15 protein-coding genes are annotated in these 23,895 nt (G+C 57.6%); 1 reads left to right on the plus strand and 14 read right to left on the minus strand.

What is annotated here, in order from left to right:
* The first annotated feature begins 10 nt into the window (after positions 1-10).
* The gene (locus CAMM_RS11735; RefSeq protein ID WP_003847891.1) at positions 11-1,129 is read left to right on the plus strand and encodes an HNH endonuclease signature motif containing protein; all 1,119 of its coding nucleotides are present in this window, start codon (positions 11-13) and stop codon (positions 1,127-1,129) included.
* A gap of 78 nt (positions 1,130-1,207) precedes the next feature.
* Here CAMM_RS11735 and CAMM_RS11740 read toward each other — a convergent pair whose 3' ends face one another.
* The 14 genes from CAMM_RS11740 to CAMM_RS11805 form a co-directional block, all read right to left on the minus strand.
* Entirely contained in the window at positions 1,208-1,522 is a 315-nt protein-coding gene (locus tag CAMM_RS11740) for an ArsR/SmtB family transcription factor (protein WP_003847893.1), read from the minus strand.
* A 35-nt stretch (positions 1,523-1,557) separates the two neighbouring features.
* The gene (locus CAMM_RS11745) at positions 1,558-2,385 is read right to left on the minus strand and encodes an aminotransferase class IV (RefSeq protein ID WP_003847895.1); all 828 of its coding nucleotides are present in this window, start codon (positions 2,383-2,385) and stop codon (positions 1,558-1,560) included.
* Complete coding sequence (pabB, locus tag CAMM_RS11750; protein WP_003847899.1) at positions 2,382-4,403, minus strand: aminodeoxychorismate synthase component I; 2,022 nt, start codon at positions 4,401-4,403, stop codon at positions 2,382-2,384. The genes CAMM_RS11745 and pabB overlap by 4 nt, the downstream gene beginning before the upstream one ends.
* Positions 4,404-4,627: 224 nt before the next feature.
* Positions 4,628-6,196, minus strand: a complete 1,569-nt coding sequence (locus CAMM_RS11755; RefSeq protein ID WP_003847900.1) for an acyl-CoA carboxylase subunit beta — start codon at positions 6,194-6,196, stop codon at positions 4,628-4,630.
* On the minus strand, positions 6,180-11,051 hold the full coding sequence (pks13, locus tag CAMM_RS11760) for a polyketide synthase Pks13 (RefSeq protein ID WP_003847902.1): 4,872 nt from the start codon (positions 11,049-11,051) through the stop codon (positions 6,180-6,182). The genes CAMM_RS11755 and pks13 overlap by 17 nt, the downstream gene beginning before the upstream one ends.
* A 205-nt stretch (positions 11,052-11,256) precedes the next feature.
* The gene (locus tag CAMM_RS11765) at positions 11,257-13,107 is read right to left on the minus strand and encodes a FadD32-like long-chain-fatty-acid--AMP ligase (RefSeq protein WP_003847903.1); all 1,851 of its coding nucleotides are present in this window, start codon (positions 13,105-13,107) and stop codon (positions 11,257-11,259) included.
* 79 nt (positions 13,108-13,186) lie between these two features.
* The gene (locus CAMM_RS11770; protein ID WP_003847904.1) at positions 13,187-14,128 is read right to left on the minus strand and encodes a cutinase family protein; all 942 of its coding nucleotides are present in this window, start codon (positions 14,126-14,128) and stop codon (positions 13,187-13,189) included.
* 46 nt (positions 14,129-14,174) lie between these two features.
* Complete coding sequence (locus tag CAMM_RS11775) at positions 14,175-14,687, minus strand: LptM family lipoprotein (RefSeq protein ID WP_003847905.1); 513 nt, start codon at positions 14,685-14,687, stop codon at positions 14,175-14,177.
* 13 nt (positions 14,688-14,700) lie between these two features.
* A complete protein-coding gene (locus tag CAMM_RS11780; protein ID WP_040355609.1) occupies positions 14,701-16,632 on the minus strand; it encodes an alpha/beta hydrolase-fold protein in 1,932 nt (643 codons plus the stop codon).
* Positions 16,633-17,061: 429 nt separating this feature from the next.
* A complete protein-coding gene (locus CAMM_RS11785; RefSeq protein ID WP_003847908.1) occupies positions 17,062-18,093 on the minus strand; it encodes an alpha/beta hydrolase in 1,032 nt (343 codons plus the stop codon).
* A 169-nt stretch (positions 18,094-18,262) separates the two neighbouring features.
* Entirely contained in the window at positions 18,263-20,194 is a 1,932-nt protein-coding gene (locus tag CAMM_RS11790) for an arabinofuranosyltransferase AftB family protein (protein ID WP_003847910.1), read from the minus strand.
* A 146-nt stretch (positions 20,195-20,340) separates the two neighbouring features.
* Complete coding sequence (locus CAMM_RS11795) at positions 20,341-21,348, minus strand: decaprenyl-phosphate phosphoribosyltransferase (RefSeq protein ID WP_003847912.1); 1,008 nt, start codon at positions 21,346-21,348, stop codon at positions 20,341-20,343.
* Positions 21,345-21,869, minus strand: coding sequence for a phosphatase PAP2 family protein (locus CAMM_RS11800; protein ID WP_003847914.1), 525 nt, complete (start codon positions 21,867-21,869; stop codon positions 21,345-21,347). Before CAMM_RS11800 ends, CAMM_RS11795 begins: the two co-directional genes overlap by 4 nt.
* Positions 21,862-23,808: a glycosyltransferase gene (locus tag CAMM_RS11805; protein ID WP_040355612.1), complete on the minus strand. Its 1,947-nt coding sequence runs from the start codon at positions 23,806-23,808 to the stop codon at positions 21,862-21,864. Before CAMM_RS11805 ends, CAMM_RS11800 begins: the two co-directional genes overlap by 8 nt.
* Positions 23,809-23,895 lie beyond the last annotated feature (87 nt).

The raw sequence follows: 23,895 nt of genomic DNA on the forward strand, positions 1-23,895 counted from the left end.
TGTCGAAGGCATGAAAGGCTACCAACTTTTAATGCACTTCAACACCAGCGGCGTCGACATACTCCGCGACGTTGTCGAGTGCTCACCGTATGACATGGCAAGCGACGGAATGGTGCTCTCCACCGCAAAGCAGTACGTCAAGCTTGCCCATGTCCTCTTCGGCCCCGCCGACTCCCCGCGCGTCCAGCGCGAGGCGATTGAGCTCGCCGAAGAGCGCAAGTTGAGCATCGAGTATCTGCAGATGGTCAACAAGCACGCGAAGAAGCTGACCGCGCGCGGAGCCGCGTGGAAACTTCGCGCAGAACTCATCGCATACGAGGGGAGCTACGAAGAAGCTGATGCGCATGGCAAAAAGCGCGTCCTAGAAGAAGGCGGCGACACGCCGAAACAACCCGGCGTGCGTATCGGCCGGGCTATGGATGGGCTGCGCACCATCTCCGTGACCGCTGATCAACGCCGTGTGACGGACCTCGAAAAGACCCTCGACGCTGCTATCGAGGACCCTGACCAGCCGCGTTCCGAAGCACTGTTGGAGGCTTTCTGGAACCACGTCGAAGGCACCGGCACCGGCACCGGCTCCGGTTTGATCCGCCCCGAGTACCGCACAGTCATCGCTATCGGTCTCGATGACTTCGCCAAAGTCAGCGCTGGCTCAGCTGACGACGTCATCGTGGGCCTTTCGGACGGCACGACCATGACTGGCGCTGAACTTATCAACGCCGCACTTGCCGGTGCACTCGGGGACAAGGTCTACGCCGGGCTCTTCCACCCCACCGCCGGGCCAGTGAACTTGTACGAGGCCAGGTTCGCATCGTGGAAGCAGCGAACTTTAGCGATGGCCGAAAACCTCGTCTGTCCCTGGCCAGATTGCAATGTGCCGGCTGATAGATGCCAGGTGCACCACATCGACGCGCATAAAAATGGCGGGAATACCAAGCCTTCCAACCTGACGATGTTGTGCCGCTATCACAATGGCGTCAACGACGATGACCCGCATCGTCGAAGTTCCAAGCCCAAACGCGGCAGAATGCGTCGCCACCGCGGCAAAGTCCGCCTCATCACTCCAGGTGGCAGACCCGTGGACAACACGCACGACCTAAGCAGCATGGGAGCAATGAACCTGCTCTAAACCCCCAGAGCACACAAGCGCTAACGAGTTGCCCCGACTGGTTAGCCAATCTGGCGATCCCTTATCACAACGGCAGTATCAGTGCTGGTGGCCGGTGCCAATCCAATGCAGCAACTCGTGGACGTGCTCATTGTGGATGCCGTAGTAGATGCTGCGCCCGTCGCGCTGGGAGATTACGGTGCCGTTTACTTCCATCGCGCGCAAAGCTGCGGAGGCGGTGGGAATGCGCACGCCGGTGGCCTCGGCTAATTCGCTGACGGTGTAGGCAAAACGTCCCGCGTAGTGGATGGCGCTGAGCAATTTCAGCCGCGTGGGGTCCCCCAAAGTTTTGAAAGTGCCGGCCCATTCTTCAGCCAGGTCGAGGTTGTGTCGCAGTTCCTCCTGCTCTGACATGTCCGCGCTCTTTCTTTCAGTAGGTCGACGTGTGGTTAAAGGGAAAAGACAGATAAATCCGGATGCTCGCAATTATCTGCGTGAGCGCCAAACTGTGCCCACCACCAGCTTATCCACTCAGCTTCCCCAGGATGACGTGGCGGGGCAATGACTTTCTCCCCCACGTGAATGTGCGTCACCGGGCTGATGCCGTGAAGAGCATTCAGAAACCACACCGGCCCGGCAGCAAGGTCGTCGGAAAAGATGGAAGCAAATTCAATTCTTATTCCAAGCTCTCGTGCTCGCATGAAGACTTGGTACAAGGTCACGCTCGGTAGTTGCTTATCCAGCCGCTCGGATAGGACGAGGACGTCATCTTTCCACAGTGCCAACGCACCGGTCGTTGTTTCCAGGCAAGCACCGTCGGTGTCGCTGATAATGACGTCATCAGCTTCCACACCGGCTTTCATCTCCGCAAATAGCGCCAGGTCGGGGCCTTTGAGCACAGGAGCTTGTCGATGATCCTCCCCCACCCCATAAACCAACGTCGTCGTTTCGCGAACTGCCGGTGCTGGACGGACTTCGAAGCCGATACGCCGGGTCCCGTCGTGAAATTCCAGAAGCGATATGCGCGGAAACAGCTCACATTCCCGGTTTTCGGGACTCGATAGGCACGCGTTAATGCGCTGCCACACCTCGCGCCGCTGTTGTTCAGTTAACGCAGAACCCACGGAGGCAACAGCCGCGTTGAATCTAGCAGCATGGTGCCCGAGCCCAAACGACTGTCCGTAACGATGCCGCCAGGAATCAATCACCAGCAAGCGATAATCCCCCGTCAGGGGCAGCTGACGAAAATCACCGTCGTTCCAAATCAGTGGGTTCATAAGTTTGCGCTTAAAACTTGAGCGATAGAATTCAAAAGAGCCGCCGCTTTGAGTTCTTTTTCTGCGTTTTCTTCCCTCGCAACAGAATCTAGGACAATAGCTCCGCCGGCGCCCACGGTGATGTTGTCGCCAGCTTTAACAATCGTGCGGATAACAATATTTAAATCCGCCGTACCATCGAGTCCCAAATATCCGATGGTGCCCGAATATACCCCGCGCGGTCCGGCTTCTAAAGAATCAATAATACTCAGCGTGCGTTCTTTGGGCGCTCCTGTCATCGAACCACCTGGGAAGGTGGCGTGAAGGAGGTCGATGAGGTCGGCATCGACAAGCAACTTGCCCTCGACCGTGCTGACCAGCTGATGGACTGTCTGAAACGACTCCACGCCCATGAGCACGGGAACCTCAACAGAGCCAACTTCGCAGACTCTCCCCAAGTCGTTGCGCAGAAGGTCCACGATCATCAAATTCTCTGCTCGCGTCTTGGGGTCGCTTTGCAGGTAGTAGCTGCGTCGCCGGTCCTCGTCCGGGTCATCAGATCGCGCAATGGTTCCTTTAATCGGTTTGCTAGACACGGTGCCGTCAGATTCAACTTTCAAAAATCGCTCCGGCGACGAGGACAAAATCTCCAGCTCATCACCAAATGCCGCAAGCTTCAGGTAGGCAGCATAGGGCGCGGGATTATTGCGGCGCAGTTGCCGGTACAAGTCCCAGCCATCGACCGCCGCCTGGGTTTCAAAGGTATCGGTCAGGCACACTTCGTAGCTGTCGCCACGGCGCAGGGCCTTGTCCACTTCCCCGATTTTTTCCACGTATTCATCCGCCGACAAGCGCCAGTGCCCCTCCAGTCCTTTGTTCGTTGGCGGCACGCTCTCAAAGTCCCGCCCAACTTCTAAGGATTCCTGCAGCCAGTCCATGAGCTGCGTGGTTTCTGCCGTCGGGCCTTCTACCGCATCATAGACAACGCAAAGATGCGCATTCGCTTGTCGATGATCAAAGACCATAAAAGCCTGCGGAAACACCCAATACGCATCGGGAGTATCTGCACTGTGAAGACCTGGCCCAACCGTAAGGGCTTTGCACTCGTATCCTAAAAATCCGACGAAGCCACCCCGAAATGGCAGCTCTGGCAGGTGGTGAATATCGATCGATTCGGCGAGCAGTTCCCGAAGATAGGACAAGATGTCAGTCTCAATATTCAAACGCTGGCCACCGCGTACTACGTGCACGGTCTGGGCGCTAATGTCATATCGGATAGACGCGGCTTTGGAACCGGTATTGGTGCCGAGGATCGAGTAGCGTCCCGCGCCTGTCTCAGCAGTTGCTGAATCTAGCCAGAAGGCGTCTTGTGCACCTTCTTTCAAACGGGCAAAGGTTGCCTCGCAGTCAATCCGCAGGGCAATCTCGCGATGCTGTAGTTTCCACTTCCCGGGGGTTGCTTGGCCGAGGAAGTTCTCGAGTATCGTTCGCCCGTGCTCGGTCAAAATGGATTCCGGGTGGAACTGCACGCCCCAATGCGGCTGTCCGATGACTTCAAGGGCCATAAGCACGCCGTCTTCGGACCATGCCAGCGGCTTTATCCGCGTGCTATCGATATCGTCTACGCACAGTGAGTGGTAGCGCACCGCTTTGAAATCTTGCGGAACATTGGCGAATGGGCCGGTACCTGTGTGGCAGATAGTGCTGATGTGCCCATGTTTTGGTTCGGGTGCTGCCTTGATGCCAGCGCCATTGAGAAGAGCGAGTCCTTGGTGCCCAAGGCAAATTCCGAGCACTGGTATTTGGTCCGCGGCTTCGATGACGTGGCGCGCGGCGTCAAAGTCCTGCGGGTTGTCTGGGGTGCCTGGTCCCGGTGAAATGACCACATGGCTAAACTCGCCGGCGCGTACCCGCTGTGGCAGGTTTTCGCGTTCGCTGGATTCGGCTCGAATCACCAGGGGTGATTCTCCTGTTATCTCGAAAATGAGTTGGTACAGGTTGAAAGTATAAGAGTCATGATTATCGAGTAGGAGAATCATCAACGTCCCCGTCTGAATTAGAAATGCGGGCTCCGTGGAAACCACGAGCCCGCATTATCGCGCCACTTTTTACATAAACTGGTGAGCAATGCCGTTGATGAACATAACGGTGTAGCTGATCAGTTCGCCGACGATGTCGAAAACGCTAGAAAGCATGGGGAAGACTCCTTCACATAGTCTGTGGTAACTCTACTGTGTAATATCCGCACAACACTAGCACTACGTTACATCGGCGCAATAGGGTGCTTTTTGGGTAGGTCGGATACGTTCTTCGTTTCCAGCTGACGCAATGCACGACGCAGGGCGATGCGCGACTCGCGCGGGCGAACCATTCCATCCAAGTACCCACGCTCGGCGGCGACATAGGGCGAGGTCATGTTCTCATCGTAGAAGTCCATGAACATCTTCTTGGTCATCTCACGCTGCTCAGGCGTCTCCGCGGCATCGAGCTGCTTGCCCGCAATCATCACAACCGCTGCGGCAGAACCCATCACGGCAATTTGCGCCGTAGGCCAAGCGAGGTTGATGTCGCCCGCGAGGTTCTTCGAACCCATGACGGCATAAGCGCCGCCGAAGGCCTTGCGCACAATCAGCGAAACCTTCGGCACGGTGGCTTGCACCCCGGCGAAAGCAAACTTGGCGCCGCGGTGGATCAAGCCGGCCTTTTCCTGCTCGACTCCCGGCATATAGCCCGGGGTGTCGACAACGAAGACCAACGGCACATTATAGGCATCACAAATCTGGATAAACCGCGCGCCCTTATCGGCGGCATCGGCGTCAATGCAGCCCGCCAAATGCATCGGGTTATTGGCCACAAAACCCACGGTCTTGCCATCGATGCGCCCGAAAGCAGTGATCATGTTGGGGGCAAAGTTGGGCTGGATTTCGATCAGCTCGTCATCATCGCCAAGCTGCTCTAAGAGCTCCAACATGTCGTAGCCCGCGTTGGTGTCATCCGGCATGAAGGAATCCAGCTCGATATCTTCCAGCAGTTCTTCATCACTCGGCGCCGCAAACTCAGGGGCTTCATCAAAGCAGGACGACGGCAGGTGGTCGAGGAGATCGCGGACGAAATCGAAGGCTTCATCCTCAGAATCCACCACGGCGGACACGTTTCCGTTGAGCTCTTGCTGGCTGGCACCACCGAGCTCCGCCGAGGAGATATCTTCACCGGTGACCTCGCGGATAACCTTCGGGCCGGTGACATACATTTCCGCTTGCTTATCCACGGCGATGACAAAGTCCGTGGTCACTGGCGCGTAGACCGCGCCACCGGCGGATTTGCCGAGCATGATCGAAATCTGCGGGGAACGACCCGACAGCGGAAGCTGGCGCCGCGAAATCTCCGAGTACATTGCCAACGACGTCACGGCGTCTTGAATACGCGCACCGCCGGAGTCTTGAATACCAATGACCGGGCAACCAATTTTGATGGCCATGTCCATGACCTGGCAGACCTTTTGCCCAAAGGTCACGCCGACCGAGCCGCCGTAGACAGTCTTATCGTGGGCATAGATGCACACAGGACGCCCCGCGATGCGGCCATAGCCGGTGACCACGCCATCCGAATAGATGGCATCCGGGTCATTCGGCGTCTTGCCTAAAGCACCGACCTCGACGAAAGAGCCCTCATCCAGTAGCGCATTGATGCGCTGGCGTGGGGTGCTGCGGCCTTCGTCATCGCGACGCTTGCGGGAGCGTTCGCTGCCTGGGTCCTGCGCCTGTTCGAGGCGAGCGGATAGGTCAGCGATTTTCTCCGCAGTGGTAGTCGGCTTATTAGCTGCCGTTGCCACGAATCTTCTCCTCAATCCAGTTATCCATGTGCTTGGCCACGATGCCAATGACTGGCTCATCGGGCACTGCGAGGTGATCTCCAGGCAGTTGCACAATTTTCAGGTCTTCTACGATAGCGCCCCAACCACCGTCTGGGTCAATATGCGCATACCGTGGCTCGAGTTCAATCGCACCATCATGCATGCGCTCCGAGCGGAAAAGCAAAACCGGCGCGGTGACATCGACCCAGCGAATGAAATCAATGCTGGACAGGATTTGGTTATCCACAAAGGATGCGCGCTGATGCTCCAACACCCCGGCAGCGAGGCCGTGCTCGGAGGCATCCGTGGTGGCTAGTAGCTGCTCGAGCATCTGCATCACGGCGGGTTCACCCGCGGTTTCTAGCAGCTCATACGGAACCGGGAATTCTAGGCCATAGGTCTTCTTCGCAAATTCCGCATAGCGCTCCCAACGGGCCTTGGTCTCTTCCAAAGTATCCGGTGCCGGGTCTGAAGGGTGGGCGGTATCGAGCAGGGAGATATACGCTACCTCGACCTCGGGGCGCTGCTTTTCCAATTGCAGTGCTACTTCAAAGGCCAAAGCTCCGCCAAACGACCAGCCACCCAAAATGACCTTGCGGCCGCGGGCGTACTTGACGATGTCATCGAGATACGCCTCCGCGCGCTCTTCCAAGGTGCCTTCGAGGCGTTCGACGCCATAGACGGCGACATCGTCAGACAAGCGGCGCATCAATGGCTGGTAGACCACGGTGGTGCCACCGGCGGGATGGAACATAAATACCGCGGGGCCATCAGCTTCGCGCAGCACGCGAATATTGCCTTCGACTTCCGTCTCCAGGCCTTCGCGGACCAGATCAGACAAAGGCTCGAGGGTCTTCGCCTCAGCGACTTGCTGGGCGGAGATTTCTACTCCGGAACGCTCGGTGAGCCGCTCGGCGATTTCTGCAGCTTGCTCCGCGGTAATCGCAGGCAAGTCACTGGTGACACCACCGGCAGCAGCGCCAGTAAAGGTTGCCCAGGTGGCGAAGACCATGCGCTCGGAGGCATCGCGTGGGGCAACGCCGACGCCAGTGGCCTTCGAGGTGGCCGGCTCGGCTTCATCGACGTCGAGCTTGTCTAAATCGCCCATGGCTTCCGCTGCTTCTTCCAGGCCGGTGCCGGTTTCCGACGAGGTTTCTTCGTCGGCAGCAGCGTCCGCAGAGTCAGAACTGCCCTGGGAAACGGCTTCTTCGACCATCACGATGACATCGGCTAGCGATGCATCCCGCAATGCCTGTACCTGCAGCTGCGGGATTTGGAAGTCATTTTCCACCCGGTTTTTAATACGCATGCCCATCAAGGAATCCAAGCCCAAGTCAATCAGCGGCAGCTCACGCGGCAAGTCCGAGACGTCATAGCCCATCGATTCCGACACGATGGTAGCCAGGCGCTCTTCCACCGTTTCCGTGGCTGGGTCCCAGCGCACGGCCTGAATGTCGTCGTTGGCAAAATCCGCGGGGGAATCTTCGCTTTCTGGCACCGCGCTGACACCTTGGAGCTGCGCCGGTGCACCGCCCAGTTCCAGCGTGGTGGCAAAACCTTCCGCGACCAGCTGGGTCAGCCCACCAACCACGGTGTAGACCGCGATGGACAAACCACCCAGGTTCCGGTCGACCACGGTGGTCACTTCGCCTTGCGCTGGCAAGACGGCATGTTCCTCGCTGGCTACGACCTGCGCGCGGGCATCGACAGCTGCGGCGGCAGATTCCACAATGGCTACGGCAGACGGTGCCTGGTCGGCATCGGTAGAAAAGGCAATCTTGCCATCGGGCAAGGTGACCCGCGAGCCCGGCAGGCCAGATACGCCTGACGATGGCCGCGCCGAGGTCCAATAACGCTGCTTCTTAAACTGCGTATACGGTGCCTTCACGTTCGTTGCGGCGGTGCGGGAGCCGAAGACCTTGGCAAAATCGACCGGGGTTCCGGTGACATAGAGCTTCGCCAACAAATCCAGCAGGGATTCAGAAGGGTCGACCTTACGCTTGAGCGAAATCAGCAACTGCGCATCTGCCTTGCCGACGCTAAACGCGGTATTCATCATGCCCATCAAGGCCACGGGGTTCGGAGAAATCTCCACCAGCTGGTTGTGGCCGGCAGCCAAAGCTTGCTCCGTGGCGTCTTGGAAATAGACGGCCTGGCGCGTCATGCGAATCCAGTATTCATCGGTGTGCACCGTGGTGCCTGGCTGGTAGACGGTGCCGCGGTCGACGGAGCTAAACAAGGTGGTGTGAATAGGACGCGCTGCAATGCCGGCGATTTCTGCGGCCAGCTCGCCCAAGAAAGGCTCCACGGCGGAGGTATGGCCTGCGCCCTTAACGTTCAAAGCACGCGCAAACTTGCCGTCAGCTTCGAGCTTTTCGACGAGATCCAGTACCTGCTGGCGTGGTCCGCCCACCGTCGTCATGCCTGGTCCGGCATAGACTGCGGGCTCAATGTCATTATCGAGCGCCTCGATATCGGCCGCGGTCATCTCCACGACGGCCATCGCGCCCTGATTTTCCGGCGTCAACGAGGCTTCGCCCTCACCCATCAAACGCGCGCGGTGGCTGGCGATGAGCAAGGCATCGGTGGCATCGAGGCCGCCGGCGGCATAAGCCGCAGCGATTTCACCCATGGACATGCCCATAACGCCTGCGGGGCGCACGCCAAAGTGTGCCAACAGGTCTGTCAAGGCAATCTGAATAGCTGTGATAGCTACCTGGGCGGTTTCGGTGTTGTAGGTCTGCGAGTCGTCATCGATAAGCTCTAGCAACGACCATCCCGCCTCAAAGTCGATGGTCTCATTGAGCTCTTCCAAGCGCTGGGTAAACAGCGGGGAAACGGCCATGAGGTCCTTGGCCATCTTGCGGTGCTGGGAGCCAAACCCGGAGTAGACAAAGACCGGGCCGTGCGTGGCTGGCGAATCTGCCGCGGCGATGCCCAAGGACACCTTGCCGTCGGCGACTTGGCGCAGGCGCTTGATGGCATCCTCGGCGTTATTCGCGGTGACCACTGCGCGAGTGCGGCCATGGTTGCGGCCGGCCAAAGAACGCGCCAATTCCAGCATGCCGGCGTGATCCAGCTGCTGGTCTTCGATGTAATCAGCCAGCGTTGCCGCAGCGGTGCGACGACGCGATGGAAGCAGACCAGACACTGGTAGGGCCACGGTGGCATCGACGGCAGTGGGCTCATCGCCTTCTTCTGCCGCTGGTACTTCGCGGGTGCCTACGGCTAGCTGTGGCTCGGCGAGCGACGGGGTGCCGGTGTATTCAGCGACTACGACGTGCGCGTTGGTACCGCCGAAGCCGAAGCCGGAAATACCTGCGAGCTTGGCGCCAGAGTATTCCGGCCACTCGCGTGGGTCTTCGACGACTTCCAAGCGCTCGGCGTCGAAATCGATGTAGCGGTTGGGCTCGGAGAAGTTAATAGACGGCGGGATGATCCCGTGGCGCATTCCTTCGATGACCTTGATGAGGCCCACGATGCCCGCTGCCGATTCGGAGTGGCCGATATTGGACTTGGCGGAACCGAGCAGGGCTGGGTTGGCGGCGTCGCGGCCGGCGCCGACGATTTTGCCGAGCGCGGTGGCTTCGATGGGGTCACCCAAGATGGTGCCGGTGCCGTGCGCTTCGATGTAGTCCACGGTGTGTGGGTCTACTTCGGCGTCGAGGTAGGCGCGCTCTAGGACATCAACCTGAGCGTCGGGGTTCGGGGCGGTAAGGCCGTTGGAGTGGCCATCGGAGTTGACCGCGGAGCCCTTGATGACGCCGAGGATATTATCGCCGTCGGCTTCGGCTTCTTCTAAGCGCTTAAGCACGACGACGCCAGCGGCATCGGCGCGCACAAAACCATCCGCGTCATCGGAGAAAGCGTGGATGACGCCGGTTGGAGAAATAACGCCGAGCTCGCCGAATGAGGTGGTGATAAACGGCGAGGCCTGAATATTGACACCGCCAGCAAGAGCTACATCGGCGTCGCCTTCGCGCAGACCGCGCACAGCCTGGTGGATAGCTACCAGCGACGAGGAACAAGCAGTATCGACGTTGACCGAAGGCCCGCGCAGGTCCAAGGCATAAGACACGCGGTTGGGAATGATCGACGACGAGGAACCGGTCAGCGCATAAGGGTGTGCTTCAGCCGGGTCAGCGGCAATGAGCATGCCGTAATCATTATTGGTCGAGCCCATGTACACGCCGGTAGCGGTGCCGCGGAGTTCATTGGCGGGCACGCCGGCGTCTTCGAGTGCCTCCCAGACCAGTTCCAAGGTGATGCGCTGTTGCGGATCCATGTTGGTGGCCTCCAGCGGGGAGAGACCAAAAAATTCTGGGTCGAAGCTGGAGATATCATCCAAGTAGCCGCCCTGAAGATTCTGAGTATCCATCTTCGTGCGCAGTACTTCATCAGCGTTGTACTCCGACCAGCGGCCAATGGGCAGTTCGCCGGTGCCGGCGCGGCCTTCGCTGAGCATCTGCCAGAATTCCTCGACGCTATCAGCGCCGGGGAAACGGCCAGCGACACCGATAATCGCGATATCGTGCGAGCCGGTTCCGCTTGCCTTCTTCGCCGAGGTGCGCTTGACCTGCGCCGCGGCGGGCGTCTCGGTTGGGCCGTTAATTAAACGCTCGGCTAAGGCCGCGATCGTGGGGTATTCATAAGCCACGGTCGCATCCAGTTGAAGACCGAGAAGGTTTTCTAACTCACCTGACAGCACCACTGCGTCACGTGAGGAAAGTCCAAAATTCTCCAGAGGTTTTGTATCTACGACTTCTTCTTCTGGCAAGCCAGTAACATCGGCTACCCAAGCGCGGATCCAGCCTCGGAGTTGTTCAACGGTCATAAAGGTTAATGCCTTACTAATTTACAAATCACTAATTCACTCAGAAAACCAGTTACATAGTCATATCGTGACCAGACCGGTTCATTGTTACATGCCACTAGTACACATCATGTGGTACTGGTTTTGAAAATCACAACGCCCGGTTAAGCCACATGCAGCTGAACCGGGCAGTAGTGCTCCCGCAGGAAGGTTGTCCTGGGGCGGTTTAGGCCTCGTAGTGCTTTTTCGCTACACGACGAGCAATTTTTCCAGACGACGTGCGATTGATCTCATGTGGCGCTTTCCACTCAATCGCATCCGGCACGATGCCGTGGTTCTTGCTGACTGCGGTGCGGATGATCTCGGTTGCTTCGGCATCTCCGGATTCATCTGCGGAATCAGCGCGCTCGACCAAGACAATCAGTTGCTCGGTGTTATCGCCTTCGACGGAAAATGCCGCGATGGAGTCCGGGCGTACGTGATCGGAAGCTTCCTGGATGGTGCCTTCAATATCCTGCGGGTAGTGGTTGCGGCCCGCGATGACAATCAGGTCCTTCAAACGGCCGGTGATATACAGCTCCCCATCGATGATGGTGCCCAAATCTCCGGTTGCCATCCACTTATCATCATCCGGTGCACCCTCTACACGGCTGCCTGTTGCCAGGCGCTCGCCCAAGGTATTACGGAAGGTGTCCTTGGTGTCGTCTTCGCGGCCTAGATAGCCGACCGCCATGTTTTCACCGTGTGCCCACAGCTCGCCGACGACGCCGTCTTCGACTTCCGCGCGGGTTTCTGGATCCACGATGGTCAGGTATTGACCGGTGACCACTTGACCGTTGGAGGCAAAAGGCACGGTGTTATCCGACGGGGCGGTTGGTTTCGCCTCGCCATTGGCCAACGCGTCGCGATCAAAGTGGTTGAACACTGGGCGCTCGTCATTTTGCGGGGTCGAGACCAGCAGTGATGCCTCAGCCAGGCCGTAGGAAGGACGCAGCACCTTGCGGTTTAGGCCGTGGTCTTTAAATGCGTCGTAGAAGTTCTCGACTGCGTTTTCGGTCACCGGCTCGGAACCGATGATGAGACCGTCGATATTGGACAGGTCCAACTCTTCCCCATCGGCTGGCTTGCCGTAGCGGGTAGCCAGTTCCAGCGCGAAGTTAGGAACAACCGAGTAGGTTGCAGCCAATTTCTCATCGATGTCCTTGCGCTTGAGCTGATCGATCCAGCGCTTCGGCTGCTGGATGAAATCGCGTGGACGCATCATCTCAAAGGGCAAGCCCATGATGACGACGAACAGGGACAAGATGATACCCATGTCGTGGTGCAGTGGCAGCCAGGTGACCAGACGCAGTGGCATCTTCAGCTTGGCAGCAGCGTAAATCTGCAGGACGTTGGTCAAAATGGAGCGGTTGGTTAGCTCCACGCCCGCTGGCGTGCGGGTGGAACCGGAGGTGTACTGCAAAAATGCCGTCTGGTCGATGGGCATCACGGTGGACATCGCCAGCAATTGCTGGCCTTCCAGCGTGGATTGCGGGGTGACATAAGATTCCGCCAAAGAATCTGGCAGGGAGTCCACGGACAAGATGCGTGGGCGCTCACGTGATGGCAGCTCGGAAAAGTGGGTGCGCACGGCCTGCGCTGATTCCGAGTTGGTCAGAACGAACTTCGGCTTGCAGTCCGCGAACACGGCGCGCAGGTGGTCAGCGTGGCCGGGCTCATTGGGATCATAAAGCGGCACGGGAACCATGCCGGCGTACAGCGCACCGATAAAGCCAAACAGGTACTCCGGTGAGTTACCCGCCAAGATGGCAACACGGTCATTGAGCTTGCCCACTTGCTGCAAACGCGCGGCCACGGCCTTAATCCGGGTGTTGATTTCCTGGCGAGTGTAAATGACCAGTTCGCCCTCGCGGGAGTTGGAATAATCCCAGTAACGCATGGCCTTTCGGTCTCCGCCACCGGTGTGCAAGTCGCCTTGGTACAGCAACTCTGCCAAGCCAGCCAAAGACAGCTGGGGGGCTAAGGTGATTTCTCCCTTATCGTTGTAGAACTGCTGCATTGCGGCATGCAAATCCATGGAATCTCCTTTGAAGAAGTGTTAACTTAGTCCTCTAAAACTATCAGTATTATTATCGAAAACGTTACCTGATAGTAAGTTAGCCACCGTTGATTATTTTTGCGGCCCAGCCAACAACCCACTGATCAGTGGTCATATCTGGGAAAACCTCATCGTTTGAGGCGTACAGAGCGTGGATGCCATTTGCATCGATAAGCTCCATTGCTCTTTCTGCGGCATTGCCAATATTGTGCGGCGCATCGCAAATGCTATCTGAAGGCGCGCAGATTTGATACGTACGATCCGCCAAGGCGCCGAATTCATTCGGGCGTGGCCCGCGCATGGAAGCGCCCGGAACCACCAACTGCACCAAGCCGGTCACTGGCTGCAGAGCAATTTCTGCGCCAATGCCATTGAGTGGTGCGCCAGGGTTGATGCCCACGCCATTTTCACGGCGGCCATCGGCAATAGCGGTTACGCCCGCAACCGATTCTGCGGGGATAACGCCGGTGCCGCCACCGATATCGTCAGCGACGTCACCCACGATGACCGCGCCTTGGGAAAAGCCAGCCAGGATGAACTGGGTTTGTGGACATTCGCCGTGCATCCACGACAACTCCCCTTCGAGCTTGGCGCGACCCTCGTTGCGGGAGTCGTCGTAGCTCATTTCTTGTTGCGACTGCACGCTCTTGAACTGCGCGGTATAAGGCAAGGTCCACACACGAACCTGGTCTTCACCAAACTGTTCTTTCAAGGGGTTAGTAATAGACAGCATGAAAGAATGCGGATTGGCCTGCGGATTCATGGGGTCATCATCGGCGGAAGACTCCCAGGTACCTGGCGCTGAAATGAACTCATAAGCCGGGCACCACTCAGGCTGCTCAGCGGTTTCTGGTGCGGCTTCAGTGGACTCACCAGGTCGTGGCGTGCTTTCGCCGGCGCCTGGGGTCTCCGAGGTCTCGCGCATCAGGTACTGCGCAGCTCCTCCGCCGACCACCAATAAGACGATGATCACGGCGAGGATAGTCAGTGTTTTTCTCATAGGGGGAAGTTGTACTCCATTATCCTGGCAACGTTCAACAATTCAGCTAGCAGTAGGCTGCCTGTGCGCGTTCGTTGATCAAAGTCACAACTTCCTCAACGTCCTTGTCTGTCCGGCCTTGCTCAATGAGCTGGCCGGCTACAGCGAGCACGGTGACTTCATCGTCTGGGTTGCACGCAGTGTGCGCGGCACTGACGAGTTGGTTTTCCACGCCCTCGACATCGATACCACCGCCGGCCACGGCATCCAGGTAGCCAGCATCAGAGTTGGATACCTGCGGCGTGGGGGCCTCTTCGACCTCCCGCGCGCCGCGATCTTCCGGCGCAGGTTCGCTAGCGCTGGTTGTTGCCTTCGTGCTGCTTTCTGCGGCCTTCGAGCTCGAGGTCGCAGCAGACGTGGAGTCTTCTGGCTTTTCTGATTCCTCACTGGAACCGCGCTCTAGTGGTGCCACGGTGGAATCTGGTGATACCTCCGAGTCACTATCGACGGTTGCTGAACCGCAGGCTGCCAAAGTCGTGGTGGCCATCAGCGCAACCACGGCGGACATCATTCGCTTCATCGCTTAACGCTCCTTAGCTAACGACGCCCATAATTTGGCGGATGGTTCCGTTTTCAAAGTCCTGGCTTAGGCCACCAGCTGGGATGTCGTTTTGATCAGAGGTTGGGTAACCGTACTTGCCGTTTTCATAGCCGTTGTCGCTCCAGTTCGTGAAAATTTCGCCGTAAGGGATAAAGTGCGCACCGGTGGACGGTGACCAGTAGATGTTGCCGTTTTCAAATTCCTGGAACGCGCCGTCCTTGAGCTTCTTCTCTCCACCGCGAGGGGCACCCGCAGCTGAGTTCGCGCCGCCCATTTCCTTGTACTTCGCGCCGATCCGTCCGTGGACGACGTGTGCCGTCTTATCCTTGGTCTCAACGAGGACGCCATTTTGGAAGAACTGGAACTGGCCGCCACCGTCGATATTGGTGACTGGGCCTGCGGGGTACTTCAAATCGCCATTCTCGAAGCCATTTTTGCCCCACGCCTTCATCATGGAACCGGTAATTGCATACGCACCGGTTTCTGCAGTCCAGTAGATAGAGCCGTTTTCGAAGTGAACGAACTTGCCCTTGCCGTCCGGAGTGCTCTCTTCGCCGGTGGTTGGGAAGCCCAACCAGGAGGTAGGCCCACCGATTTCTGCATAGCGGGCGTTGATTCGGCCAAAGAGTGCATGCGCACCGTCGTCTGGGGACCAGTAGGCGGTGCCTCCGGAGAAGTCCTGTGCCTTGCCGTCATCGACGCTGTACTCATTATTGAGGCAGTCACCAATGACACCGGACTGGGTCACGGCTGCGATATCACCAGTTACCTCACAGTCCGCTCCGCGGTCTACTTCGCCCAAACCGAAGGTATCAGCAATGACCGGCCATGCCTGGGTCATTTCAAACTGCCAGTAATCCCAGCTGTGCACGCCCGATGGACGCAGCTTGGAGATAACATCTACGCCCTCGCTCTTCGCACGCTTGGCGAAGGAATCGGTGGACATGCGCGATAGAACCTCAAGGCCAATGCCCGCGTAGTTTGCTGGTCCGCTGGCCACGGAGTTTTCCTGGCCATAGTCATCTTGACCAGAGCCTGCGGAGACATACACCGTCATGTCTTTCAGATCCTTGATACCCAGCTTCGGGTCGTGGTTGTACCATTCCTGAGAATAAAATTCTCCCCACATCTTCTCGGCGTTGTAGCCGCCGGCATCCATCTGCGCTGCGGCAATAGCCTGAGGCATGCCCGTGGAGGTGGTGTCCAAGTAACCGGAGAAGGAACCGACGAAGTCAAACAAGTAGGAGTGACGCTCGGCCAGGTTCATCGCGGCGGTACCACCCATGGAGATACCAACCACGGCGCGCTGCTTATTGGAGCGGAACTCATTGTCCAAGATTGGAACGAGTTCCTGGGTCAGGAAGGTCTCCCACATGTAGTGCTTGCCGTTATCAGGTTCTTCCCAGTCGGTGTAGAACGAGGACTCGCCGCCGACGGGCATGATGACATTGACGTTTTTATCAGCGTAGAACTTTTCAATATTGGTCTCGATGGTCCAGCCTGATTCGTCATCGCGCGCACGCAGGCCATCGAGGGCCCAAACCTCTGGGAAATCCTTATCCGGCTGGGAGTACCAGTCACGTGCCAAGAGGATTTGCACGACTTGCTCTTGCTCTGGCATCGCTGCTGACTGGATATACACCTTCACGTGGCGTGGTGACAGGTACTCCACGCGGTTGACGTCCACGCCTTCTGGCAGTCCCTCTACCTCTGGGTAGGTGGTGTCAATGGGATCGCGCTTCGGCGGGTTGCCTGGCGCAAAGGAGTCGGACAGGCTGCCGCCACCCGGCAGTGAGGACTGCGCACCGGCGAAAGGAATCAGTGAAAGCCCCAGCACGGCTGCGGTGGGGAGGGCAACGAGCGCCATACGACGGCGCTTGTAGTTTGGCTTACGCACGGTGGAACGGGAATCAGTAGGGCGCATGAACATGTCCTCATTGTCGGTGTGTAGGTGTACTAGTTATGTTCTCTCGCACGAAAAGTGGACACATGTATCCTCCAAGCGTCACCTTAAAAATGTGTGTGGCAACGATAGACGCCTAGAAAAACATCTGGTCCAACACTGAAATAAAGTGTCATGAGGCAGTCAAAAAATGCCGGCGCCACGGCGGGTGACACCAGAATTGACACTGCCTCATGCTTTTCACATCTTCCGAAGGTTCCCCTCCTCCGGCAGCTGCGATATTAAAGTATTGTGAGCTGTCTTTTGTGCTCAAGTTTAAGTTGAACTTCAGACTTTCGTGCTGGCGACACACCCACAGACAAGAAAACCACCGCGCCCCCGGCTCTCACTATCTCAGCGAAAGTCGGGGGCGCGGTGTGATGCGTTAAGCCGTGCGTTAAAGACGCACTATTACCAGGCGTTCATAACGTCAAGAACGCGGTTCTTGGTCTTCGAGAGCTGGCTACCGAACTGGTTCCAGTTGTGGATACCGGTTGGTGGGTAATCAGCCGTGAAGTTCAGACCCATTGTACGAGCCTTGGTGTCCCAGATTCGGGTCGAGCCCATTGCGACTGCTTCCAAAGCTGCGCCGGACAGTGCCAAGTTCCATGGGTAGTTGGCATCGGAAGGGCTTGGAATACCAGAGCCTGCGGAGACATAGACGTCAGCGCCGTGCAGGTTTTGGATCTGGTTGAATGGGTCATTTTCAAAGCGACGTGGGCTGATGATCGAACCGTACATCGCGTTCAAGTTGAATCCACCGGCATCCAGCAGGGCCAGACGCATCAGGGTCTGTGCACCAGGGATCGAGGTGGACAGGTAGCCCGAGTAGGACAGGGTCTGACGGAACTGGTCGCGGTGCTTACCAGCCAAGGTGATGGCAGCGGTGCCGCCCATGGACAAACCAGCGATGGAGTTATTGGTTGGAGAAACACCGAACTGACGGTTCAGGTAGCCCTTCAGTTCCTGGGTCAGGAAGGTTTCCCACTGGTAGTTGACTGGATCGTTGAGGTCGTACTTTGCTGGACCGTCCCAGTCAGCGTAGAAGGACGCCGCGCCACCAACGGGCATCACCAGGGTGATGTTGTGTGGCTCGTACAGACGCGCTGCGTTGACGTCATTAACCCACGCATTGGTGTGCTCGGTTGCACGCAGACCATCCAGCAAGTACAAGCCAGCATTGCCGCCGCGCTGAGCTGGTTGGATCTGGACGGGAACAGTGCGGCCCATAGAGTCCGACCACACGTCACAGCGCTGAACCCAGTATGCGACGGCATCCCAGTCACAGGTACCGGTAGCGTCTGGGCGCAACCAGTCACGGTTGGCAGCTTCTGCCTTGGGCGCACCAGCAACGGTGACAATAGTGGCCACCATGATGATCGCAGCCAGCACTGCAATGGCACGGCGATAAAATCCCATGCTGGTGGCAGTAAGGAACTTCATGTTTCTCCTAATAAATTTTGGTACAACGTCCAGATCGCGATTTTTATGTACTTCACATGTATCGCTCAACAACCCTTAAGCGTTAACATTACGAAAGGATAACGGTAATGCGCCTAGCGTAACGCACTTTAAACGAGATTAATAGTTTATGAAAAATTCCTGAATGATTCTACTGCGTAGACCAGTTTTCCGGAAGGTAGTCGTAGGGGTCAGATGATAGTTGCAGGGTACGGCCATCGGTAAGCGAAAATGTAATATTGCTCAAGAAACGCTCCACCGTTAATGGTGCACGGTAGCTGGAAAAGAGTTTCTGGAAATCTTCTGTCTCCAGTGCTGCACGCGCTGCCTTGGCATCATCAGAATTAATCCATACTGGAAGCTCATCCAGGTCAGCAGCTGAATCAGCGACTTGCCAGATGCGATCCAGATTCTTGTCGTGTCCCACGCGGCCATCCTCAATACGTGGCTGGCGTGCCGCCATCGGGGTGGAAAGACCAATATTGTCCAGGACCCGAATATCTAGTGGCGCATTCATGGACGACATACCCATATTGATGAGGTAAATCGTGGCTGGATCGGATCGGTGCTCATCGCGCGGCAAGGCCTCCCAATCAAAGACCTCTGGGTCATCATTTTTCAGGTAGCGCAGCATCATCGCATCGCCATCTTGCAAAGCCGCCATGCCGCCGTCCCAGCCATTAAGAAATGGTGAGCTTTGAAAGTCCTGGGCGTTCATGGGTGGATCGCCTTGTTCGCGATTGGTGGCATACGTCCAGAATTCGCGTTCATCGACGATGACGCGCCCGGTATCAAAATCCGTCCAATCATTGGGCAGACCGCGGTAGGCAATAACCAGCGACCACACCGCGATACCACCGGTAATCAGCGCGCCGATGATGATGCTGCCGAAGAGGTTGAGCGGTAAGACAAATACCGGCAACAACAACGCAAAAAGCGGCAATAACAACATGCGTCCATGCATGAAGTCCCCGCCGACGCGCAGCACGTAGATGATGTGCAGCAAGGCACAGCCGACCAGCACGATAACGGCCGTCTTCTCCGAGCGCACCTGGTGTAGCCACGTCCAGTTCCGCGCGCTATCCTGCGACGATGAGGAAGCGGATTCCTTCTCATTATCTATCCGACGACGGCGGCGGCCGCTCAACGCTTGTGCTTGAGCAGCAGAGCGGTTAAGCGGCTGCGCCAACGCAAATACCCCGACTACGGCGAGAACAAGAACTGGCAGCCAGAGCCAGTAGGGGCTGACAAAGTCTTGCAGGTAGTGAAACCCGGAGGCCCATTGGGAATCGCTCGCGGATTTGGCCACGGCGGTATGCGGGGTTAGCAGACCGTAATAGCCCATGCGGAAGATTTGATACCCGCCAGGCACTGGCAGCGCGACGGCCAGGATCAACAGCCACTTTTTCCAGTTACGGTGAGCAAGAAAGAGCACGATTCCAGCAACGCCGCCATAGAGAGCAAGTTCGGGGCGCACGAGCCAGCTCAGCCCCGCCCAAAAGGCCAGGCCGTAGGCAGAAAGGTCAAGGTCCTTTGTGCCATCAGCGTTGCCTGCCCACCACAACAGCAGTGCCCACAGCACCGCGAGGTAGAAGATGGACAGACCCCACTCGAGCCCGGAGGTAAAAAAGTCGCGCGCCGGCGGCAGCGCCAGGTACACCAGGACACCAGCGGGAAGCACCGTCCATGTGGACCAGTGGACAGGGACTGCTGCGATGCCGGTCGCTGGTTTATACAGCCGCGCGGTGGCCCAGCAGCCAATGACAACTGCCAGTACTGACAGGCCCAGTGCGCAGTACAGCGCGACCACAGCGAGCTCTTGGCCGGTGACCATGTGCACGACGGTGATAATGTACTGCCACAACGTGGAGGTATTGGCCTCTACTCGCTCGCCCACGTTGAAGACGGGGCCGTTGCCAGCAAGCAGGTTGCGCACGGTGCGCAGGACGATGAGTCCATCATCGGACATCCAGCGGCGCTGAAAACCAACGATAAATGCCACAACGCCGATGATTAAAGCCGAGCCGAGAGCCCACCAGGTGGACTGACGCTCTACTAAAGTACGAGTTGAGGCATGGTGCATGACTTTAGAGATTACTCGGTGCCCAACCGCCCGGGAAACTGACACTCATGCACTGCCAGCAATGTGTGCCCTAATAATGCAGAAAACACCCCGCCGGATTAGAAAAATCCAGGTGAGGTGTCGAACTTCATCGTGGCTTCGTACTGCTAGGTCAGCAGCGGGAAGACGTAGACAGCCATGGCGATACAAGCCAGCCACAGCAGGGCAAGGATCTGCAAGGTGCGGTCTTCCAAGGCAATTTCATCGGGAGCACCACCGCGGCCACGGTCCACGTCAGCGGCGTAGCGCAAGATGGCGATGGTGAAAGGAACCATGGAAATCTGGTACCAGATGGCAGCCCAGCCTTCGGTTTCATTGGCGAGCTGAAAGCCCCACAGCGAGTAGCTCATAACCACGGCGGTTGCCGACAGCGTCCACACAAAGCGCAGGTAAGTCGGGGTGTAGCCGGCCAGGGACTTGCGGATCTTGGCGCCGGTACGTTCTGCCAGCAAGATTTCGGAGTAACGCTTGCCGGAAGCCATAAAGAGTGAACCAAAAGCTGCGACCAGCAAGAACCACTGGGACAGCTCAATGCCAGCGGCCACACCGCCGGCCATCGTACGCAGCATAAAGCCCGACGACACCAGGGCAATATCAATCACCGGCATGTGCTTCCAGCCAAAGCAATAACCCAGCTGCAAAGCAATGTAAACACCAATGACCAGTGCCAATTGCAGCCCGGAGGTCGCCAGGAAGGACAAACCAACGGCCGCGATAATCAGCACCACGGACATGGCATATGCCAGGTTAACCGGCAGGACACCGGCGGCAATCGGGCGGAAACGCTTGGTCGGGTGCGCGCGGTCAGCGTCGACATCGCGGGCATCGTTGATCAGGTAGATCGAGGATGCGCCCAGGCAGAAGACGATAAAAGCTAAAGCCACGTCCAGCAGGGTGCGGGTATGGAAGAGGGCATCGGCGCCAGCAGCCGCGGGGGCAGCCAGGACCAGAACGTTTTTCACCCATTGTTTTGGACGCAGGGCCTTGATCATGCCATCGGCAAGGTTCTTCGGCGGCTGACGTTTGCGGGAGTCCTCAATACCTTGGGTATGTGGTTCCGGGTGGAAAAACTTCTGCTGGCCGTCACCTTCAAAGGTTTCAGGCTTCTCGGTCATGCAGTTTTCCTTTCATAACGTGTAATTGCCTCCGCAGTTGCAGCACCTAATGCTGCCCCAAAAGCAGTATCAGATGGGTAGTGCACGCCCAGCACCATGCGCGAGAGCATCATGACCGGAATCCCCGCCAACGGGGCAGGGGTTCCATACAGGCGTGCAACGGCAACCAAAAAGGCCGTTGTCGAGGTGGAGTGTGAAGAAGGAAACGACAATTTCGACGGAGTTCCTACTCCTACGCGCACGTAAGAATAATCCGGACGCTTTCGTCTCACAATTCGCTTGACGATGACCGATGCCGCATGCGCAGTAAAAGCCGAGGCACCCACGGCAATCCACTGCCGACGACGTTTTTTATCCAGGCTCCAGCCCAAGGCGGAGAGACCCATCCACCCCAAGGCGTGCTCGCCGAGGTGGCTTAGGCCGCGAGCGGCCGGCAGTACTCCCGGAGCATCGAAGGCAATATTTTGGATGTTTTCCAAAATGCGCGACTCCGCAGTGCTCAACGCGGTGATGCTACTCAAAGATCTTCCTCCAGGACTCACGCGAGGTTAACTCTGGCAGTGCCTCGCGGTAGACGCGACGCATCTCATCAAAGTTTTCCTCAATCTCGTTGAGAAGCTCACGGGTCTGCTCCACCAAGTCGCGTGCCAAATCGCGGTCGCGCTTGCGGAATGCTACACCGGTGCCACCAGCAGTCGACACCGTTGCAGAATCGACGCGGGACAGGGTAAACCAGCGCGCTTCATCCGGGGTCAGGTTAAGCTGCGGTGCTTCATGGTGGCGTGGATCTTCCTTCGACAGCAGGTGCTTGAGCCCCTTGACCGCCCACGGCAGCTTTTTAATCTTGGCTAGGCGTCCGCCAATATTGTGCGTCGGCACACCCGGCGCGCCCGTCGGTGCAGGCAGTTGGTCGGCGGATTCGATGATGACAGCATCGGAGTAGTTGGAGCGCAGCTTAGCGATGCGCGGCAGGGAGGTTTCTAGGATGTCAAAGAGTTGATCAGGTCCTGCCAAGAAATCTCGCATGGCTTCGATTTGGATAGCCATGGTGGAATATTCCATGCACATTGTGTGCTTCAAGGTGGACTTGAAGATGGAACGGGTAATGCCCTTGGTATCACCATCGTGGTACAACGCGGCAACGATGAGGCGGTTGCGCAGGTGGAAATACGCCTGCCAGTCGATGGCATCGTCTTTATCTGCCCAGGCCATGTGCCAAATGGCAGCGCCTGGCCAGGTCACGGTCGGAAAACCATTGGCGGCGGCGCGCAGGGAGTATTCCGTGTCATCCCATTTAATAAACAGCGGCAGCGGCTGGCCGTTAGTTTCCGCGACAACGCGTGGGAACAGGCACATCCACCAACCGTTATATTCCACATCGACGCGGCGGTGCAGCGCGCGCGAATCATAGGAACTTGGGTCTTTGTGGCTTTGTGCGTCCCCGATTGCGGACAGTGGGTACTTGGCAAAGTCGTGGTCGTAGACCGCGTGCGGTGCCGCACCCCACATGAAGTCTCCTCGGTCGACCTGCTCGCCGGTGGTGCGCAGTTGGCTGCGCTCCTGCAGGTTGAGCATCTGTCCGCCGACGATGATTGGGCTCGCCGCATAGCGTGCCGCCTGCACCGCGCGCAGAATCGAGTCTGGCTCAATAGCGATGTCATCATCCATGTACAAGATAAAGGGCGATTCGGTGTTTTCTAGCGCCTCAAACATGATGCGGGAGTAACCGCCCGATCCACCCAGGTTGCCCTGGCGGAATTCACGGAAACGCTCACCGAAGTGTGCAACGGCCTCGTCATATCCGGGCTCATCGGCGGGGTGCTGGTTGCCTTGGTCCGGCATGAGCACAAAGTCGATGATGCCATCAACAACCGGGTCTTCTGCCAGTGCCTGCAAGGCAGCCACGGCGTCAGTCGGGCGGTTGAAGGTGGGAATACCTACTGCAACGCGCTTGTCCGACGGTTCAATGGTGGTGCCATCCGGCATAGTTTGTGGACCAGGGGCAGAAGGCGCGCACCATGCGGCTTGCGAGATGGTGGCTTCGGTCTCCGCGGTGACATCGAACCACAGCCAGCCGCCGTCTTCGAAGTTTTTCAGCGGCAGCTCAAACTCGTGGTGCCCGGTCTTAACCAAGTGGTTAGCCACGGAAATGCGCTGGCCATCTTGCTTGGAGCGGTAGATGGAGATATTTGCCTCGCCATCAATATCCAGCGCCAAGATAATAGAGTCCAGCTGCGACCAGCGGCGCCAGTACGACGCTGGGAAAGCGTTGAAGTAAGTCTGGAATGAGACTTCTTCGCCAGCGGGAACCGTCAGCGAAGCGCGGTTGGACCAGCGCAGGCGCTCACGGTTTTGTTCCGCTTCGATGATGTACAGCATGCGGACATCAAAGGGTTCGCCACGCTTGGGCAATAAAATGCGCTGAACGGCATTGTCAGAAACAGTGTTGTTTGCTGTCACGATGGTTTCAATTCTCCCATTTCACTACAGTCTTCAAACCATCACAGTACTGGTTACCGCCGCGGGTTTACTTGCTCAACGCGCATC

Source organism: Corynebacterium ammoniagenes DSM 20306 (assembly GCF_001941425.1).
GTDB classification, from domain to species: Bacteria; Actinomycetota; Actinomycetes; order Mycobacteriales; family Mycobacteriaceae; genus Corynebacterium; species Corynebacterium ammoniagenes.

Excerpts from the sequence above, each read along its gene's own strand:
- CAMM_RS11775 (WP_003847905.1), bottom strand. The coding sequence starts at position 14,687 with ATGAAGCGAATGATGTCCGCCGTGGTTGCGCTGATGGCCACCACGACT.
- CAMM_RS11745 (WP_003847895.1), bottom strand. The coding sequence starts at position 2,385 with ATGAACCCACTGATTTGGAACGACGGTGATTTTCGTCAGCTGCCCCTG.
- CAMM_RS11790 (WP_003847910.1), bottom strand. The coding sequence starts at position 20,194 with ATGCACCATGCCTCAACTCGTACTTTAGTAGAGCGTCAGTCCACCTGG.
- CAMM_RS11770 (WP_003847904.1), bottom strand. The coding sequence starts at position 14,128 with ATGAGAAAAACACTGACTATCCTCGCCGTGATCATCGTCTTATTGGTG.
- CAMM_RS11780 (WP_040355609.1), bottom strand. The coding sequence starts at position 16,632 with ATGCGCCCTACTGATTCCCGTTCCACCGTGCGTAAGCCAAACTACAAG.
- CAMM_RS11735 (WP_003847891.1), top strand. The coding sequence starts at position 11 with ATGAAAGGCTACCAACTTTTAATGCACTTCAACACCAGCGGCGTCGAC.
- CAMM_RS11765 (WP_003847903.1), bottom strand. The coding sequence starts at position 13,107 with ATGGATTTGCATGCCGCAATGCAGCAGTTCTACAACGATAAGGGAGAA.
- CAMM_RS11785 (WP_003847908.1), bottom strand. The coding sequence starts at position 18,093 with ATGAAGTTCCTTACTGCCACCAGCATGGGATTTTATCGCCGTGCCATT.
- pks13 (WP_003847902.1), bottom strand. The coding sequence starts at position 11,051 with ATGACCGTTGAACAACTCCGAGGCTGGATCCGCGCTTGGGTAGCCGAT.
- pabB (WP_003847899.1), bottom strand. The coding sequence starts at position 4,403 with ATGATTCTCCTACTCGATAATCATGACTCTTATACTTTCAACCTGTAC.
- CAMM_RS11795 (WP_003847912.1), bottom strand. The coding sequence starts at position 21,348 with ATGACCGAGAAGCCTGAAACCTTTGAAGGTGACGGCCAGCAGAAGTTT.
- CAMM_RS11740 (WP_003847893.1), bottom strand. The coding sequence starts at position 1,522 with ATGTCAGAGCAGGAGGAACTGCGACACAACCTCGACCTGGCTGAAGAA.